Raw genomic sequence first — 18,468 nt, forward strand, 5'->3', positions numbered from 1 at the left:
TTTCCTATTCAACGTCAAGAAGACTATGCGATTGTCTCTCGACAATTAATGACGGCCGCAGCCGTGTTCCCCGCAGCTTCCATGTTGATGTTCTTCTCCGTGGTGGCTGCACATAACATTTTCGTCATAAGCAAGACAGCCTTTGAGCAGATCTTCCACTGCCTGGTCCGCATCACCGGAAACTCCTCCGTAAAAAGTGATTCCTGCCTCTTTCAGGGCTTCCTGTGCTCCGCCGCCGATGCCTCCGCAGATCAAGGTATCCGCTCCGTGTTCTTTTAGAAATCCAGACAAAGCACCGTGTCCGCTTCCATTTGTAGATACAATTTCACTGTTCTTTACTGTTCCGTCTGCCGTCTCATAAATTTTAAACTGCTCTGTGTGGCCAAAATGCTGAAAAATATCTCCGTTTTCATAAGTTACTGCAACTTTCATGTTATTTCTCCTTTTCTTTTTTACAGCAGTGTCTGCTGCATTCTTTTTTATTTTCAGAACACAGGGTGTAATCTCCCCCCTGTATCTTTAAAACCTTTCCGTGAACAAGAGCGTCCGCAAGTTTGGTCCTGGCGCATTCGTAGATACCTGTGACGGTTGTCCTGGCAATCCCCATCTGCACTGCACACTGCTCCTGCGTAAGCTTTTCCCAATCAATGAGTCTAATGGCTTCATATTCGTCAATACTCATCACGATCCTGCTCCCGCAGCAGTTCTCCCGGCCTCCCAGCGGCTCAAGCCCTTGGTTCTCCGGCATTGCGCAGACTCGTCTGCATTTTCTTGGTCTTGGCATCCATTCCCTCCTTTACCGAACTATTCTTGACATATGTCACTTATAATCATACCACATTAATGACATATGTCAAATAAAATCTTAACATTTTATAAATATAAGAAAAGTCCTTGAAATGGACATAGTGTAGTAGTAGTATATAAATACATCGAATATAGTTTTGATTACTACATATAATATTTTATGACCCAAGTATATATCGGAGGTTTACATTATGAAGTTTAGACTGAAAGATCCCGGAAGCGCTATCACACACTTTATCGGAATGGTTTTGTCCATTGTTGCAGGGATCCCCTTGATCATCAACAGCATTCCCACCCATAATACTGTCCGTATTGCCTCTCTGACAATTTTTGTACTGAGTATGGCGGGTCTGTATGCGGCCAGCACAACTTACCACTCCATTTATTCTTCGGAGCATGTGATGAAGATATTAAAAAAGCTGGACCATGCCATGATCTTTATCTTGATCGCGGGCTCCTACACCCCGATCTGCACCATCGTACTGGGCGGCAGGATTGGATACGGGCTTCTCACAGCCATCTGGATCATCGCTATCCTGGGAATTATTTTTAAGATGTTCTGGGTGACTTGTCCCAAGTGGGTGTCATCCGTTATGTACATCGCCATGGGCTGGTTTTGTGTCATAGCCATTGCTCCGCTGTTCCACAAGCTGTCTGCCCTGTGCTTCGGCCTCCTTCTTGCCGGTGGCATCATCTACACCGTGGGCGGCATCATCTACGCGCTGAAGCTCTCCTGGTTTGAAAACCACTGGAAAAACTTTGGACTGCACGAGATCTTTCACCTGTTCGTCATGGGCGGCAGCGCATGCCATCTGATCATGATGTTCTTTGTTTAAGAATATTACACTTTTAAGCCGGGCAGTTTCAGTTTCTCTGCCCGGCTCATTTTCTTTATGGCGGCTTCTCTTCTCATGGCCGCCTCTTTTGTATCAAATTCCTCCAAGTACACAAGCTCTGCCGGTGTCCGGCCTCTTGTGTACTTGGCGCCTCTGCCCTCATTGTGGGCTTTCAGACGTTTTTTAATGTCATTGGTCCATCCTGTGTAGAGACTCCCGTCACTGCACTTTAAAACATATGTATAGCACTTCATTGGTATATCCCTTCGTATTTTATTCGAAGAAAAAGCTGCCGAAGCGGCAGCCTTTCTTCTACAGCAGCCAAAGATGTGAAAAGTAAGATACTCGAAAAAGCAAAGTAAAGTAGAAAAAACATTGACTGTTATTTTTGCTTCTTATATAGTATACGATATTTTCAGATCTTTGTTCCACTATTCTAAATAACTGGTTGGATTAATTGTCTTCTTGTCTTTTTCCATCTGCAGGTACACGTTGGCACCTTCCAATGTGAAGCAGTCTGTAGGAGCCGCTACTTTGCCGAGGATCTGGTTCTTTGTAACCGAATCCCCCTCTTTCACAGCCAGGTCTTTCAGCTGTCCATAGAGAGCTGTGTAGCCGTCTCCTAAATCAAGGAGTACAGTCTGTCCAAATTCTTCTGTCTTACGGATTTCTTCGACTTTTGCGCTTTTTGGGGCTTTGACTGCCATTCCCTCTTTTGCCTCGATCATGATTCCTTTATTTACCCGGTACTGGTCCAGGGATTCAAAATAGATTGTGGAATCCACGCTGTAAGGCATTAAAACGTTTCCTGTCAGCGGCCAGGCGAGCTTTGTCTTTCCATCATATGATACCGTATTCTGGCTCATTGTCTCTGTGGTTTTCTCAGTCTCTGCCTCTGTCGCTTCGGTTGTTGTTGCTTCTGTGGTTCCCTCGGTGGCTCCGTTATTGACACCGACAGAATCTTTGTTCAAGTCTACCTGCTGCTTTGCTAAGTCTCTTTTATTTTTAAATTCTATGCTGTAATATGTCATGATCCCGATAAAAAGGGCCAGTCCTACCAGCATCACCGCATAGTATTTCTTTAATGGGGAAGAGACGTCCCGGTTATGTCCTTTCATTTTCATCACCTCAGGGATAGTTTTACCGAATTCTGAGGCTTTATTCACTGATCGGACAATTTTGTGATCTGAATTCCTGTGTAATAATATTTTAATATTTTTTTATAGCTTTTTTGATCCTTCGCAAGCTCGTTTGCCCCGTATTGGGACATTCCCAATCCAAGACCTTTTCCCAGCGCAACCATTCTGAGTTTTCCGTCATACGGCTCCAGATAGAAATTGGTGGAATTCAGCTGAAAACATTTGGCCCAGGCTTCTCCGGACATGACATATTTCCCGATCTGCACCTGCTTCACATATCCGTTTCCTGTTTTTTCTTTGATCCTGATGGACTTTTTGGCCTCCTCCACTGTCAGCTTGATCTTTTTTTCTTTTTCTAACTGAGTCACAACCTGCTTATATGTCACAGGAATCCCTGTCATATACTCCGGAGATTCCACATCCTTTAAGCTGTCTTTTTCCTGGAGATAAGAGATATCTTTCCCAAACCACTCCTTGGCACTGAGCGTGGTCCCCACGCTGATGCCGTGGAAATACGGCTGTATGTACTTGCCCTCACAGGTAATGACTTCTCCGGTCGTCTCACCCACTGCCTGCTTCCTTGACTGGTCTGTGATCTTATATTTTTGCTTTCCCAGCTTTTCCTCCAGATTTTTGTCTTCCTCATATCTATATGGCAGTGAATCCTGGCTGACATCTTTTCTGCCGTCCATTCTCCGCATGATATCTGTTCTCAGGATCACGGCCTGGGCTTTTAGAGTTTCCTTTTCATTATCCATAGAGATCTGTGTGGGCAGGACACCCAGCAGATATGTCTCCAAATCCATGGCTTTCCCGTTCACCGTCACTGTATAGCCGCTGCTGTGGGTCTGAAAATCCACAGGTTTTGTTTCTTCTTTTCCTGAAAGCACCACTGTCAGCAGATATGGGACACTGCAGAACAGAAACAGCAAAAAGAAAAGGTAGGACAATTTATTTCTCATTAAAATCCTCCTTCCTGTCCGTCTTATTATTTTATTCAAGACAGACAGAAAGTATGACATTTTCACCAGTTCTCCGGCTTGCTGTCTCAGGGACGTAAGATTTTCTAACTTTCAGCAAAACCTCCGAACTGGTGAAAATGGACGTAATGTCTGCTGGAGATGGCTGTTGCAAGACAAAAGGGGCTGCTCCATGAAAGTTATTTACCACTATTGGAGGAGCGCATTTCAAAAGCGCGACGGAAATAGTGGTAAATAACTTTCGATGAGTGGACATAATGTCAACTGGAGACAATGAAAATAAATGAACAAGGGAGACACACAAATGCTGTGTACCTCCCTTTTTTCAGGATGCCGGAACCCTGTTATTATTTTTTGAGCAGTCTCTTTAACCAGCCGGCATCGATCAGATTGACCGTCTCAAATTTTCCTTTATAAAATACAGCCCAGTTATTAAAAACGCAGGGCAGTTCCTTTGCCTTTTGCAGAGTGTCCACTTGGATGAAAGAGACAGGTACGTCATTGGCCTCACAATACTGCTTCACCGTCTTGGCGGTCTGATAAACAAAGGGGCACTGCATGTCATAATAGATAGTCAGTTCTTTGTTTTCAATTACCTGCTTTTTGGCACTCTCTGTAAACTCCGGCACTGTTCCGTCAAAGGAAAGGGCAAGCAGTTCATACCCTTGATCCGTTGAGTCCACAGCCTCAAAACCATACTTCTTCGCAAATGACTGGTCAGAAAGCCAGGCTTTCTGCCGTTTCGCTCCCAGCATACAGACGCCGGATTTCCCCTTCTTCCTGGCATCGTCCAGACAATACTCCATCAGGGCTTTCCCGTATCCTTTTCCTTTATGGCTGCCGGAAGCCCATAAGCAGTAGAGATAATAATAATTGTCTCCAGTTATGGGAACCCAGGCAGTTTCAAGGGGAGCATATTCGATAAAAACCACAGCTTTTTCATTTAATTTGCGGAAAACATGTCCTTCCCCCAGCCGTTCTGACAGCCATTGCCGCTTTGCCTCAACCCCTGGATGGGGTTTCCGGCTGCGGATGATGCAGCATAAATGCTCACTGTCAAGATTCTCCGGGATCAGGTTTACAAAATCGGCGTCCATGTGCATCCTCCCCGCTCATAAAAGGTCTTTGCCGTACACGGCAAGATGTTAAACTTCGTTTTTCTCCACTCCGAGAGTCACTTTTTCTCCGTTGATGTTCCAGTCTTTTGTAAAGCCTGCCACAGCTCCTGACACAATGCCTGTGGCCAGCACATCTCCCATAATCGTATCTTTATTTTTGGAGATCAGGCCGCTTACCTTTTCATTTCCTTCATAGGAGATCGTAATCTTATCCATGACTTCAAAGCCTGCTTCTTTTCTCATAGACTGTACTTTGCTGATGATCTCACGGATGAAACCTTCTTCCAGAAGTTCCTCTGTCAGATTTGTATCCAGCACTACCGTAAATTCATTGTCTGCCTCTGTCACAAAGCCTTCCTGTTTCACCATTTCAATGAGCAGGTCTTCCTCTGCAAGCTCCACAGGCATACCATCCACGGTAAAGTTTAACGCTCCCTTGGAATCCAACTCTGCTTTGGCCTTGTTTCCATCCAGTTCCGTCAGATGCTTGCGGATACCGTTCAGCAGTTTTCCATACTTTGGTCCCACAGTCTTTAACTGAGGTTTAAAGTTATAAGTGGTAAAGTTTGAAACATCCTCAGTAAACTCGATGGTTTTCACGTTCAATTCTTCCCGGATGATTTCCTGATAAAAATCTGGAAGCTCGGCCGGAGCCTTCACGTACATCTGACCAATCGGCTGACGGTTCTTGATGCTGGCACTGTTTCTGCACGCGCGCCCAAGAACAACGATCTTCAGGACAGCGTCCATGTTTTCTTCCAGCTCTTTGTCATACATACTTTCATCCACGGACGGGAAGTCGCACAGATGAATGCTCTCAGGAGCCTGAGCATCTACGCTTTTTACAAGGTTCTGGTAAATCTCTTCTGTCATAAACGGAATCATCGGAGCCGCAGTCTTGCAGACGGTGGTCAGTGCTGTATAGAGTGTCATATAGGCATTGATCTTATCCTGCTCCATTCCTTTTGCCCAGAATCTCTCACGGCAGCGTCTCACATACCAGTTGCTCATCTCATCGACAAATTCCTGGAGAGCCCTTGCGGCTTCCGGGATTCTGTAAGCGCCCAGGTTTTCATCCACGGTCTTCACCAAAGAGTTTAATTTGGATAAGAGCCAGCGGTCCATAACCGGAAGCTTGTCATAATCCAAGCTGTATTTTGTCGGGTCAAACTGGTCGATCTCCGCATATAAAACGTAGAATGCATAGGTGTTCCACAGAGTTCCCATAAACTTTCTCTGGCCTTCTGTCACAGCTTTGGAGTGGAATCTGTTCGGAAGCCACGGTGCACTGTTTGTGTAGAAGTACCAGCGGATGGCGTCCGCGCCGTGTTCCTTTAAAGCTTCCATAGGATCAACTGCATTGCCTTTGGACTTGGACATCTTCTGTCCATTCTCATCCTGGACATGGCCCAGCACGATGACATTTTTATAAGGAGCTTTGTCAAACAGCAGGGTTGAGATTGCCAGGAGAGAATAGAACCATCCTCTTGTCTGATCCACCGCCTCTGAGATAAAGTCCGCAGGGAAGTTCTCCTCAAAGACATCTTTGTTCTCAAATGGATAGTGCCACTGCGCAAACGGCATAGATCCTGAATCAAACCAGCAGTCGATGACTTCTTCCACCCGGTGCATTTCTTTTCCGCACTCTGGACACTTGACAGTCACGTCATCAATATACGGGCGGTGGAGTTCAATGTCATCCGGACAATTGTCAGACATACTCTTTAATTCTTCAATAGAACCGATGGCATGCTGGTGTCCGCACTCACACTCCCAGACATTTAATGGTGTTCCCCAGTAACGGTTTCTGGAAATACCCCAGTCTTGGACGTTTTCCAGCCAATCTCCGAAACGTCCTTTTCCAATGTTCTCCGGAATCCAGTTGACGGTATTGTTGTTTTTGATCAGCTGGTCTTTCACATCCGTCATCTTGATGAACCAGGATTCTCTTGCGTAGTAAATCAGCGGAGTATCACATCTCCAGCAGTGAGGGTAACTGTGCTCAAAATCAAGAGCGGCAAATAAAAGCCCTCTCTCTTCCAGATCCTTAAGGATCAGTTTATCTGCATCTTTGCAGAAGGTACCGGCCCAAGGAGTTTCTTTTGTCATCTCACCTTTTTCGTCCACAAGCTGTACAAACGGCAGTCCGTATTTTCTTCCCACCTGGGCATCGTCCTCACCAAACGCAGGGGCAATGTGCACCACTCCGGTACCGTCGGTCAGTGTTACATAGGTGTCGCAGGTCACATAATATGCTTTTTCTTTTGGTGTGACGAACGGGAACAACGGCTCATATTCCTTGTGTTCCAGATCAGTCCCTTTGTATGTCTCTAATACCTTATATTCTCCTTCGAGAACAGTGTCGCACAATGCTTCTGCGAGATAATAAGTGTATCCGTCATTTTCTACTTTTACATAGGTTTCATTTGGATTCACACAGAGAGCCACGTTAGAGGGAAGGGTCCATGGTGTTGTTGTCCATGCCAGGATGTAGGCCTCTTCCTCTTTTACTTTGAATCTTGCGATGGCTGACTTCTCTTTGACATCTTTGTATCCCTGTGCTACTTCATGGGAGGAAAGCGGAGTTCCGCAGCGTGGGCAGTAAGGCACGATTTTATATCCTTTATAAAGAAGCCCTTTGTCCCAGATCTGTTTTAACGCCCACCAGACAGACTCAATATAGTCGTTGTGGTAAGTGACATATGGGTCGTCCATGTCTGCCCAGAAGCCTACCACACCTGAGAAATCTTCCCACATACCCTTATACTTCCAGACACTTTCCTTACATTCTTTGATAAACGGAGCCAGACCGTATTCCTCAATCTGTTCTTTTCCGTCCAGCCCAAGCTTTTTCTCCACTTCCAGCTCTACCGGCAGACCATGGGTATCCCATCCGGCTTTCCGGATGATCTTATGCCCCTTCATTGTCTGGTAGCGGGGGATCATATCCTTAATAACACGTGTCAGAACATGTCCGATATGAGGCTTTCCGTTGGCCGTGGGAGGTCCGTCATAAAAGGTGTAGGTGTCGTCCCCTTTTCTTTCTTCTATACTCTTTTCAAAGATCTTGTGTTCTTTCCAGAACTCTACTGTCTGTTTTTCGCGGTCAACAAAATTCAAGTCGGAAGATACTTTTTTGTACATCGCTTATTTCTCCTTTTATTATTGATGATTTCCTTACGCATTTGTGTGCATAACGCCCGTAGGACTTTTTTATTCCATAAGGAGAACTTTCCTATGGAACAAGAAAGAATCCCGCAAGCGGGATTCTCCGCCTGCGGCGGGTCGCATTGGCGACATAAATCCTTACCGCCGCAGTGCGATCCTCGCGGAGCGTTTTTTATTCCATAGGGATAACTTCCCTATGGAATAAAAAAAAGTGCTGTCCTAAAATAGGACAACACTTGTTGATTCTATACCACCTATTTCACATACTATCATATGTTATCCTGATAACGGAGGATGCCGGCACAGCTTACTTTGTTCAGCTTGCAACTCAAGAGTGATATTCCTTATGTGCTACTTGCATCAGGCTCCCACCGTCCCTGACTCGCTCTCTGCTTTTACAGCATAAGTACTGTCTCTGTCAACGTTTTATTTTAAAAATTTTTGTTTGTGTTTATTTTAGTATAGGTTTTTTTAAATGTCAACTACCTTCCGGATTTTCCTCTTTATCCGCGCAGGTCTGCCATTGAGACAACAGATCCCTAAGGTCCTCACTCTTAAAATCACAGGGCAGGCATTTCCCGCTGTCATAAAAAGAACATCCAGCTTCCACGGTCTCCCGGATTTTCCCCATACTGTTCTTCCCGTTTCCAACGATCAGATGGTCTTTTGCGTCTTCAGATAAAAATGGGAATGTCTGTATTAAAAAATCCGGAAGTTCTTCCCTCAGGAATCTCGTGAAGTTTTTTTCATTTGGTATCGGAGTAAAAAAACTTTCCGCCACCTGCGGCATGACAACTGCCAGATTCTGCTCCCCGGCGGTCTGCTCAATATCTGTACGCCTGATCCAGAAAGAGGCATCTTGTCCCTGGCCATGCAGCAGAAGACAAAGCCTTATCTTGTCCTCACCGATTTGTCCATATTCAGGAAAGATCATATCTATCCCGGTATCTTTGCCCATGGCTTTTGAATAAAAATCGCAGAGTATGAATGCCAAACTCATCCCTCCTAACAAAGTATATACTCTTTTTTAAATGAAAACCACCGCACCGCACGCCGGAGAGCCTCCTCCCAAAACACCCAGTCATGGCCTCCGCTCCATTGCTCAAATACAGCCCTGGCTCCCATTTCCTTTAACTTATCCCGAAAGATCAGGTTAAATCCATAAAGAAAATCTTCCGTACCGCAACACTGATATATTTCTGGAAGGATTTCAATATTCCCTCTATGCTGTTCTAATAGATAATATATATCTGCAGGACTTCCCTTTACCCGATCCAGGTTTCCGAAGATAGATGTATAAAAGGTTTCATCCATTTCATAATCACCGAGAAACTCTTTTCGTTCTTTTGTGTCGGACAAAACAACCTTGATCTCCCTCACCATATCAAGGCTCCCAGAAAAGGACGCTGCTTTTGCAAAATTCTCCGGTTTGAGCAGCGCCAGCTTCATTGCCCCGTATCCACCCATGGACAGCCCCGCCGCAAATGTATCTTCTCTTTTTTCAGACACGTTAAAATAGGTTTTCACCACTTCCGGCAGTTCCTGGCTTAAATAGGTCCAGTAATGTTCTCCACAGACCGTGTCTGTATAGTAACTGAGACCTCCGTCTGGCATAATGACCAGGACCTTGCATCCGGAGAAGATCCTTTCAATCGGAACCCTGCGGATCCACTTGGTCTCATCATCTCCTCCCCCGTGAAGCAGATAGAGCACCTGTAGCTTTCCCCTGACTGTTTCTTTTGGCAAAGCTGCAAAAAACCGTGTACTGCGTTTCAGTGCTCTGGAATAAAAATTACAGCTGATCAAACTGATACTACCGCCCCCTCTTCTTTCTTATAAGACTTTCACTAAGGATCCTACAACACATATGAGGATGATAAGAATAACAATCTTCGGCGCAGACATCTTTCTGCCCTTCAGTCCGTAATATGCCAGGAATATCACAAGAAGAGGCAGTATACCCGGTGCGATAGAATCTAAAGTCTCCTGTAGATTAAAAGATTTGGTCTTTGCTACAGTGGACAGACTGACTAATCCTGCTGACAGTGCACCCATCATAAACATACCGATCATATTTGCACCGTTTATCACATCCTTTAAGGTGCCTGAGGACATAATATTTTTGACAGAGGATCGTCCCATCTTATAACCAAGTCTGTGAAAAATAAGGCCCTCCACATACATTGCTGTGCCTAACAGAAACATGATGATCGGAGCAGCCAGACTTCCTTTTACCGCGAAGCTGCAGCAGAACGCACTTACCAAAGTAAAAATTGTAGCCAGATCCACGGTATCTCCGATTCCAGCTACCGGTCCCATCAGTCCGGTCTTATAACTGGTGATCATCTCTCCCGGCATCTCCTTATGCTTTGCCCTCTCCTCCTCCATGGCAATAGCGCTGCCAAAGATCATGCTTCCCCAAGTGGCCTCCGTGTTAAAAAAAGCAAGATGCCTTTTTAATGCTTCTGAGAGTTCTTCTTTTTTTGGATACAATTTTTCTAAAACAGGAATCATGCTGGCCCCATACGCAAGTCCCTGCATTCTCTCGTAATTGGCGCTGATCTCCGCTGTCAGCCACCAGCGGAAGTATGCCTTGTCAATGTCTTTTTTTGTAAGAACAGAATCTTCCCTGCTTTCTACTTCCACTGCTTCTTTTATATTTATTTTCTCACTCATCAGCTATCTCCTCCTTTACTTCCCGCTTCATCACGATCATTGTGACAGCGATGCAGACCGCAAACACTCCCGCAACCAGCGTATTGATATTTGAGATTTTCACAAGATAGAATCCGATCAGGAACAGCGGAATATATTTTGCTTTTCCAATCATGTAGATGATCATTGCAAATCCGACAGCAGGCAGCACTCCTCCCGCAACTTCCAGTCCATGCATCAGCCACTCAGGTATGGCATTTAAGACAGGCTTCACTACATCCGCTCCAAAGATGTTTACGAGAAAAACTGGGAGAAAAAATAGCAGGGAACTTAAAAGGAACGGCCAGATACTGGCACAGCGCCAGACCCCTTTTGTATTTCCCTCTTCCGCATATTTGTCTGCCTTTACAACAAACATGCAGTTGACAATCTTTTTTAAGTTATAAAGGAAAGCCCCTAACAGCCCCACCGGCACTGCCAGCGAAATAGCCACTTCCGGTGCCATTCCTGTCTTTAATGCTATGGGAATCACACACGCTGCGGCAATCCCTTCATCAGCCGGAAGCTGCCCGCCCGGAGCAAATACCCCCAGGTAGATCAGTTTAATGCTTCCAGCAAGGATAATACCAGTTGCCACATCCCCGTAGATCAAACCTGCCACAAGTCCCATAGTAAACGGTGTACCCACTGAGATCCAAAAGGTATATCCCAGATACCCGTTGGCAATCCAGTATAGTAAACCCATGGCAACAGCCATTGCAATCGTTTGTACGTCCATATGAATCCTCCTTCTTATAGTTTTTCTTTAATCTTTGACAGCTCTGCATGGGAGTCATCCGGCGTTGACTGTAAGATAACCTCGATCCCGGCTCCGCTGATCTGTTCCAGTTTTTCGTATTCAGACGAGCTCATATAAATACTGCTGTAAACCAGTACCTTCCCCGCATCCGTGGGAATCCCTCCCACTACCAGTTTTGGAAACGACACTCCGTCAAAAAAAGCCTGATAACAGGATTCCACATTTTTAAATAATAAAAATACGCTTCCTTTGATATTTTTCAGAAAACTTGCCGCCCGTTCTGTTTCCACTACATCTACTTTTGTACCTGCCGGCGCGGCCATCATATAAATATCCGCCATAAAATCATCCTGAGCCAGCTCTGAATCCACGATGACGATTCGTTTTGCCGGGTAAGCCTTCATCCATTTTGTCACCACCTGCCCATGTATCAGGCGATAATCAATTCTTGCGATCTGAACCTCAGCCATTTTCCTTCCTCCTTTCATTAAACAGGTCACTAATGATGACGGACCCTTTTCTTGCTGCTTCTACGCAGCGGACTGCAGTTTCCTGAAGTCCCAGTTCCTCTCGTATGTCCATAAATTCCAGTAACATCGGCAGGCTTGCTCCGGAGATTACTTTGATCTTTTTGTTTCTGGAGTATTTCAGCGCCAGATTAGCCGGTGTACCTCCCCAGATATCTGTAAAAACGATTCCTCCTTCCCCTTTATCCAGTGTTTCTAAAAGTTCTTGTAGTTTAAGTCCTGTCCTCTCAATGTTATCCCCGGGATTCAGGGACCATGAAGCGCAATCCGAAACAGGTCCGACAACCAGTGATACACTGTTCAGAAGCTCTTTCCCGAATCCCCCGTGTGCCGCTATGACCATTCCTATCATCTCAGTCCTCCTTTTGCATGTGGCTGTAATAAGTTTATATAACTCTATATAGCAAACGCTGTGCCAACTAAATAGGACATAAAAAAAGAAGCCCTGCAATTCTATGCAGGACCTCCGCTTTTTCCAGTAATCAATTCGTAAATTAATTTTAGTTCCCTCAGGTTTACTGACACATTATATTTGGATTCAATGACAGATAGGCTGTTTTTTGCACTTTTTATGAAATCCGGGTGACACTTCTCAAACACGGATTCATCTCCCTGGGGAAGTCTTCCTTTTTCCAGGATCAATCGTTCCACCATGATGCAGATATGAATATACAGCATTTTTTTCAGATCTACAGAAAATGCAGTATTACGAACCGCTTCTATCTTTTCCACCGCCTCCTCCACATCCAGGATGATTTTATCCGGATTCAGGATCGTAAGCTGTCCGATGATATTTCTCATGCTGAAGCCCTTAATGATGTTTGTCATCACCTGTCTTATCACCTTTTCCGGATACTTTTCTCTTAACCCTTCTTCTATCAGATGTTTCCCTTTCTCTGTCACAAGATCATTTAAAAGCAGCGTATGTGCATCCTGGATCTCCAACTCAATAGTGGAAATGACAAATAAGACATTATACTTGTGAAATACTCCGCACTGGGACTTTTTAGAGACCAGCTCCTGGTATTCGCAGGCAGCCACTTCCACTTCCGTCTCCCGAAAGCTCTCTCTTAACATATCCCTGATCTTGATTGCCGTTCCGATGCCTGTAATGCAGCATACTACTATAGCGTCAGCTTTTTTTCTCTGTTTGATATAAGTAAAATTGGTCACATTATTTTTGACAACCTGCTCCACGATAAAATGGATTCCTTCCCGCCTTAGGATTCTCTCCCCTGCTTCCATGGCCATCTGGGTAGTGATATTATTAATAATCCCCAGGTCACCCTCAACTTCATTTTGGATATCCTTTGCAATATCCAGCAGTGAGCCTGTATCCACAAACAGCAGGAGCCCTTTGGATGTGTCCACCCGCTTTAAGTAAGACTTGACCTTTTTTACAATCTCTTTTTTCTCTATATCGAACGGCATATCAAAAGCCTCAAAAATATACTGTCCAAACATCCGGTTTGCCATGCTGGCAATACTGGATGCAGTGGCATGTCCGTGTGCTGCTATGACCGCATTGCTCAGATCATTTTGTATATCCATCCTGCAGAAAAAATATAATGCAACAAAAATACGGATCATCTGTGGGCATGCCTCATAGTCAATGGTCTGTCTGGCCATTTCATAAAATATGGCACTCATCTTATAACATCTGTACAACTGCCTTCGGATCAGCTCTTCGGTTTTTCTAAGAGCTTCCACCTCTTCTTCCGAATAACTTAAATCTCTGCTGAACAAGAGCAGGGTTCTACTCAATACAGTCACCATAGTCCCATTATACTGCAGGCCATAGTTGTTCTGCAGGTAATACAAGATTTTTTCAATAGCCCCTTGATAGATGCCCTCTGTCATCTCATCACCGCTCAGGTCCATTACCCCTCCAGTGAAACCTTCCAGCATCTTATAGACTTTGGACCGGAAACGCTCCTGAGAAATACCATGATTCTGGAATCTTCCCAAAAGCCGCCAAACTTCACCGAAGTCTAAGCTGTTTTGAACCCTCTCTACCTTCAACCTGGCTGTCTCTTTGGGTTTCCAATCCTTGTCTATCACGACTGCTTCCGTGATGTACTGTATCTGGGACTTTCCCCGTTCAAAGCGGTAATGATCGCTCAGATCCCGGACACTTACTTTCACCATGTCTCCGTCTTCCCTGCAGAATGCGCCAACGCAGCACAGCTTTACTGCATTTTTCAGGCTTCCGATATTGCCCTTTAGATCCAGCATCAAGAGCTGGTTGATTACATTGCTGCTAACCCGGAATGTACAGTCCATCGTCTCCGCTTCCTGTGAAAACAGGCTGCAGATGATCTGAAACCGCTCCTCAATGGTTCTCTCTGAAAAAGGAGGGATCTCGATCATCACCGGGACTCTTCGTATAAAGGTGTCCAGCATTGTACTAATATCTTCTGTGGTAGCAAAGATCAATCGCACATCCACTTTGGATTCCTGGCTGCTGTCACCAATCTTCGCCACCACCCCTTTGTCAATATAACGAAACAGTTTTTCCTGTCCTTCTGGCGGCAGCCTGTGAAATTCATCCAGGAATAAATAGCCCTTATCTGCTTTTTGGAACAGTCCTTCTGTAGTTTCCGAGGCGCCGGTGAACGCTCCTTTTTTGTAACCAAATAAAATAGATGACAACAGTTCTTTATTGTTGGCATAATCCGCACAGTTTAAGACAACAAACGGTGCGTCCTCAGGGATCAGATTTTTATATTTTGCATATCTGTATATGTATTCCGCCAGCAGGCTCTTCCCAACACCGCTGGGTCCCAGAATCATGACCGGCATTCCCCTGTTAGGATAGCTTGCGGCGAGACGGCATTTATCTACCTGGTCTTTCAGGCTTTTGTCATAACCAATAAATCCATGAAATGGATTCTCTTCGTCTCTTTCTTCTTTTTCCAAAACATCACAGTAAAACAGAACCGGCCGTGTTTTAATCTTTCTGATCCTTCCTTCCGCTGCCAATTCATTGAGCAGGCTGCTGGCAAGATTTCTTGGAATGCCCAGATATTCGGCAAGCCGAGAGGCATCAACTCCCTGCTTTTCTCCTCTTGCTTTCTTCTCGATCTGTTCAAAAAGTCTTTCTTTGTTGGTCTTTTTCTCTCTCTCCATAGCTCTCCCTCCAGCTATCGTATCATTTCATTATGAAATTCGTGATATCCATACAATTTTATGGATTTTCTCTTTCACAATATGTTACCATAGAAAGTAATAAGATTATATCAAAATACCAAAATTAATCAGGTAACATTTGGAGGTTTTATCTCATGCAAACACTTTCTTATAAGATTGAAGCACATAACGGACTTCACGCCCGTCCATGCGTGTCCATCATCGCTTTATCCAGAAGTACCGGCTGTTCCATTCTCCTTTCCTGCAATGGAAATGAGGCTGCCGCCCAGAACCCGATTGATCTGATGGCCCTGGGGGGGCCGGATGCGGAGACGAATTATCGATTACGGTTGAGGGGCCGGATGAAGAATCCGTAAAACAGCAGCTCTTGACAATACTGGAAACAGAACTCTGATACATTGGATTTTTCTCCACTATTTATGATATAATATAATAAATATGACGATTAGTCAGAAACTAACTACACAAAGGAGATTCGGGGGATGATGACTCGAAATTTTACATTGCTGACGGACTTGTACGAACTGACCATGATGCAGGGATATTATAAGTCCGGCAATGATGAGACTGTGATCTTTGATGTCTTTTACCGGGACAACCCATCCGGCAGCGGCTATGCCATTGCCTGCGGACTTGACCTGGTCATTGACTATATCAAAAATCTGTCTTTTTCATATGAAGATATTGACTACTTGCGAAGCCTTGACATATTTGACGAAGATTTTCTGGAATACCTTGCAGGATACCATTTTACCGGCGATATTTTCGCCATACCGGAGGGTACTGTTGTATTTCCCATGGAGCCTCTGCTGAAGGTGATCGCACCGATGATGGAGGCCCAGCTCATTGAGACTGCCATCTTAAATATCATCAATCATCAGAGTTTGATCGCCACAAAAGCCTCCCGCGTGGTCTATGCGGCCGGCGGCAGCGGTGTGATGGAATTCGGCCTGAGACGTGCCCAGGGTGCAGACGCAGGCACTTACGGGGCAAGAGCCGCAGTGATCGGAGGATGTGACGGCACTTCCAACGTCCTCGCCGGGAAGATGTTTGATCTTCCGGTGCTGGGTACCCATGCCCACAGCTGGATCATGAGTTTCCCGGATGAGTACACCGCATTTAAAACCTATGCCACCTTATATCCGGATGCATGCATGCTGCTGGTAGACACTTACGACACCCTGAAATCCGGTGTCCCCAATGCGATCCGTGTATTCAAAGAACTGAGGGAACAGGGCATCCAGCCTAAAAAGATCGGCATCCGCCTAGACAGCGGGGATCTGGCCTATCTGTCCAAGAAAGCCCGGGCAATGCTGGATGAGGCCGGCTTCCCTGAGGCCATTATCTCTGCCTCCAGCGACCTGGATGAGAACCTGATTCAGAGCCTGAAGCTCCAGGGTGCACCGATCACTTCCTGGGGAGTAGGCACGAAACTGATCACCTCTTCCGACTGCCCTGCCTTTGGCGGCGTCTATAAGCTGGCAGCTGCAAAGCATAAGGATGAGAAAAAGTTTAAAGCAAAAATAAAGATTTCAGAGAATCCTGTAAAAGTAACCAACCCCGGCAATAAGACGGTTTACAGGATTTACGATAAGACCACGGGAAAGATCCGCGCGGATTTGATCTGTCTCACGCAAGAGTCTTATTCCTCCAAAGAAGATCTGGTGATCTTCGATCCGACCGCCACATGGAAGAAGTCAACGATCATAGGTGGAACCTATACACTGAGAGAACTTCTCGTTCCAGTGTTCCTGAAAGGACAGTGTGTATACGAAAACCCTTCCGCCATGGAGATCAGGGATTACTGCACCGGCGAGCTGAATACTCTCTGGGACGAGACAAGGCGTCTGGTGAACCCACAGAACGTATATGTGGATTTGTCAAAGCCTTTGTATGATCTGAAGAATCAGCTGTTATCCCAAAAAGTATAAGTTTTAAATATGTCAAAGTATTGAAAGGAGAATCTCTATGATTCGTTTTTTTGCTGATATTATATATCTGTTTTTCTTTTTGACTCTGACCTTTCCCCTATACCCGTTGTTTGACCACTGGAACAGGACTGGACAGGAGCACCGCAGAGCCGAAAAGGCTCAGTCAATGATCATGAATGCCTTTAAGACCTGCCTGCGTTTTGCTGGAACAAAGGTCATTGTGGACGGCCGTGAAAATATCCCAGAGGACACCGCAGTCCTCTTTGTGGGCAACCACAGCAGCTACTATGACATCCTGTGCAGCTACGTGGCCACTCCACACGGAGCCGGTTTTTTTGCCAAGAACGAGATGGGCAAAATTCCGTGCCTGAGCCACTGGATGACGTTCATCAACTGCCTGTTCCTGGACAGGAAGAATATAAAAGAGGGTATGAAGACCATCAACAAAGGGACAGAGTATCTGAAGAACGGTTTTTCCATGGTCATCTTCCCGGAAGGGACCAGAAGCCAGGATGAGGAACCCCACGCCTTTAAGGAGGGAAGCTTAAGACCGGCCCTGAAAGCAAATGTTCCCGTTGTCCCTATGGCCATCTCCGGAACAGCAGATATCCTGGAGAATAATAAAAAATATACAGTAAAACCAACTGAAGTGCATATTACATTTGGTCCGCCGATCTACCCTGACCAGCTGGACCGCCAGACACAGAAACACCTGGGCGCCGCAGTTCGTGAAGAAATTATCGAAATGAGAAAAAAACATAAGACAATGGCCTGAAAAGATGATATAATGTCATTTAGGCATGCCGTGTGAAGGCGTGAAGTTAAAGATGTAAAGAGCCAGGAGGAAGAAAGAAATGCAAGTATGGATGGTTTTATTGATTATCGCGGTCGTAGTTCTTGCTGTTCTTGCCATTCTGTATTTTGTAGGAAACAAACTTCAGAAAAAGCAGGAAGTCCAGCGCGAACAGCTGGAAAGTGCAGCACAGATGTATTCAATGCTGGTCATTGATAAAAAGAAGATGAAGATGACAGAAGCAGGTTTTCCGAAAATGGTCATTGACCAGATTCCGAAACGTGCCAAGATCGCCAAAGTACCTGTGGTCAAAGTAAAGATCGGACCAAAAATCACTCCATTGTTATGTGATGAACTGATTTATGACCAAGTGCCAGTAAAGGCTGAGATCAAAGCCAAAGTCAGCGGCATATATATTACCGAAATTCATAACCTGCGGAATGTAGCACCGCCGCAGGAAACAAAAGGGTTCTTTAAGAAGTTTAAGAAGAAAACGATTGAAGCATCCCGCAATTTATCAGGCAAGAAATAAAAATACAGACAGAAGACTTGCACTTCTGTCTGT

At 45.2% G+C, this 18,468-nt stretch carries 19 protein-coding genes; 5 read left to right on the forward strand and 14 right to left on the reverse strand.

What is annotated here, in order from left to right; translation table 11 throughout:
- Positions 1-45 precede the first annotated feature (45 nt).
- Both AR1Y2_RS16200 and AR1Y2_RS16205 read right to left on the reverse strand, forming a co-directional pair.
- Positions 46-432 (reverse strand): NifB/NifX family molybdenum-iron cluster-binding protein, encoded by a 387-nt coding sequence (locus AR1Y2_RS16200; protein ID WP_137329890.1) that lies wholly within the window; start codon positions 430-432, stop codon positions 46-48.
- Between the two features lies 1 nt (position 433).
- Positions 434-784, reverse strand: a complete 351-nt coding sequence (locus AR1Y2_RS16205; RefSeq protein WP_137329891.1) for a DUF134 domain-containing protein — start codon at positions 782-784, stop codon at positions 434-436.
- A gap of 214 nt (positions 785-998) precedes the next feature.
- Between AR1Y2_RS16205 and trhA the strand changes: the two genes are divergently transcribed.
- On the forward strand, positions 999-1,643 hold the full coding sequence (trhA, locus tag AR1Y2_RS16210; protein ID WP_137329892.1) for a PAQR family membrane homeostasis protein TrhA: 645 nt from the start codon (positions 999-1,001) through the stop codon (positions 1,641-1,643).
- Positions 1,644-1,648: 5 nt separating this feature from the next.
- Here trhA and AR1Y2_RS16215 read toward each other — a convergent pair whose 3' ends face one another.
- The 12 genes from AR1Y2_RS16215 to AR1Y2_RS16270 all read right to left on the reverse strand — a co-directional run bounded on the left by AR1Y2_RS16215 (position 1,649) and on the right by AR1Y2_RS16270 (position 15,158).
- Complete coding sequence (locus AR1Y2_RS16215; protein WP_137329893.1) at positions 1,649-1,897, reverse strand: GIY-YIG nuclease family protein; 249 nt, start codon at positions 1,895-1,897, stop codon at positions 1,649-1,651.
- Positions 1,898-2,074: 177 nt separating this feature from the next.
- A complete protein-coding gene (locus AR1Y2_RS16220; RefSeq protein WP_243118785.1) occupies positions 2,075-2,761 on the reverse strand; it encodes a M23 family metallopeptidase in 687 nt (228 codons plus the stop codon).
- A gap of 44 nt (positions 2,762-2,805) precedes the next feature.
- Positions 2,806-3,744 carry a SpoIID/LytB domain-containing protein gene (locus tag AR1Y2_RS16225; RefSeq protein ID WP_137329895.1) on the reverse strand — a complete coding sequence of 313 codons (939 nt, stop codon included), beginning with the start codon at positions 3,742-3,744 and terminating at the stop codon, positions 2,806-2,808.
- Positions 3,745-4,109: 365 nt separating this feature from the next.
- Complete coding sequence (locus AR1Y2_RS16230; protein ID WP_137329896.1) at positions 4,110-4,859, reverse strand: GNAT family N-acetyltransferase; 750 nt, start codon at positions 4,857-4,859, stop codon at positions 4,110-4,112.
- Between the two features lie 48 nt (positions 4,860-4,907).
- Positions 4,908-8,024, reverse strand: coding sequence for an isoleucine--tRNA ligase (gene ileS, locus AR1Y2_RS16235; RefSeq protein ID WP_137329897.1), 3,117 nt, complete (start codon positions 8,022-8,024; stop codon positions 4,908-4,910).
- A 502-nt stretch (positions 8,025-8,526) separates the two neighbouring features.
- Entirely contained in the window at positions 8,527-9,042 is a 516-nt protein-coding gene (locus AR1Y2_RS16240; protein WP_137329898.1) for an alpha/beta hydrolase family protein, read from the reverse strand.
- 11 nt (positions 9,043-9,053) lie between these two features.
- On the reverse strand, positions 9,054-9,854 hold the full coding sequence (locus AR1Y2_RS16245) for an alpha/beta hydrolase (protein WP_243118786.1): 801 nt from the start codon (positions 9,852-9,854) through the stop codon (positions 9,054-9,056).
- Between the two features lie 27 nt (positions 9,855-9,881).
- Positions 9,882-10,724 carry a PTS system mannose/fructose/sorbose family transporter subunit IID gene (locus AR1Y2_RS16250; protein WP_137329899.1) on the reverse strand — a complete coding sequence of 281 codons (843 nt, stop codon included), beginning with the start codon at positions 10,722-10,724 and terminating at the stop codon, positions 9,882-9,884.
- Positions 10,717-11,481, reverse strand: a complete 765-nt coding sequence (locus AR1Y2_RS16255) for a PTS sugar transporter subunit IIC (protein ID WP_137329900.1) — start codon at positions 11,479-11,481, stop codon at positions 10,717-10,719. The genes AR1Y2_RS16250 and AR1Y2_RS16255 overlap by 8 nt, the downstream gene beginning before the upstream one ends.
- Positions 11,482-11,495: 14 nt before the next feature.
- The gene (locus AR1Y2_RS16260; protein ID WP_137329901.1) at positions 11,496-11,972 is read right to left on the reverse strand and encodes a PTS sugar transporter subunit IIB; all 477 of its coding nucleotides are present in this window, start codon (positions 11,970-11,972) and stop codon (positions 11,496-11,498) included.
- Positions 11,965-12,381: a PTS sugar transporter subunit IIA gene (locus AR1Y2_RS16265; protein WP_137329902.1), complete on the reverse strand. Its 417-nt coding sequence runs from the start codon at positions 12,379-12,381 to the stop codon at positions 11,965-11,967. Before AR1Y2_RS16265 ends, AR1Y2_RS16260 begins: the two co-directional genes overlap by 8 nt.
- A 101-nt stretch (positions 12,382-12,482) precedes the next feature.
- On the reverse strand, positions 12,483-15,158 hold the full coding sequence (locus AR1Y2_RS16270) for a sigma 54-interacting transcriptional regulator (protein ID WP_137329903.1): 2,676 nt from the start codon (positions 15,156-15,158) through the stop codon (positions 12,483-12,485).
- A 155-nt stretch (positions 15,159-15,313) separates the two neighbouring features.
- Between AR1Y2_RS16270 and AR1Y2_RS16275 the strand changes: the two genes are divergently transcribed.
- From AR1Y2_RS16275 to AR1Y2_RS16290, 4 genes are all read left to right on the forward strand, one after another.
- Positions 15,314-15,535 (forward strand): HPr family phosphocarrier protein, encoded by a 222-nt coding sequence (locus AR1Y2_RS16275; protein ID WP_243118787.1) that lies wholly within the window; start codon positions 15,314-15,316, stop codon positions 15,533-15,535.
- Positions 15,536-15,661: 126 nt separating this feature from the next.
- Entirely contained in the window at positions 15,662-17,110 is a 1,449-nt protein-coding gene (locus tag AR1Y2_RS16280) for a nicotinate phosphoribosyltransferase (RefSeq protein WP_137329904.1), read from the forward strand.
- Positions 17,111-17,147: 37 nt separating this feature from the next.
- On the forward strand, positions 17,148-17,885 hold the full coding sequence (locus AR1Y2_RS16285; protein ID WP_137329905.1) for a lysophospholipid acyltransferase family protein: 738 nt from the start codon (positions 17,148-17,150) through the stop codon (positions 17,883-17,885).
- 79 nt (positions 17,886-17,964) lie between these two features.
- Entirely contained in the window at positions 17,965-18,435 is a 471-nt protein-coding gene (locus AR1Y2_RS16290) for a hypothetical protein (protein ID WP_137329906.1), read from the forward strand.
- The last annotated feature ends 33 nt before the right edge of the window (positions 18,436-18,468 follow it).

Source organism: Anaerostipes rhamnosivorans (genome assembly GCF_005280655.1).
Classification (GTDB): Bacteria; Bacillota; Clostridia; order Lachnospirales; family Lachnospiraceae; genus Anaerostipes; species Anaerostipes rhamnosivorans.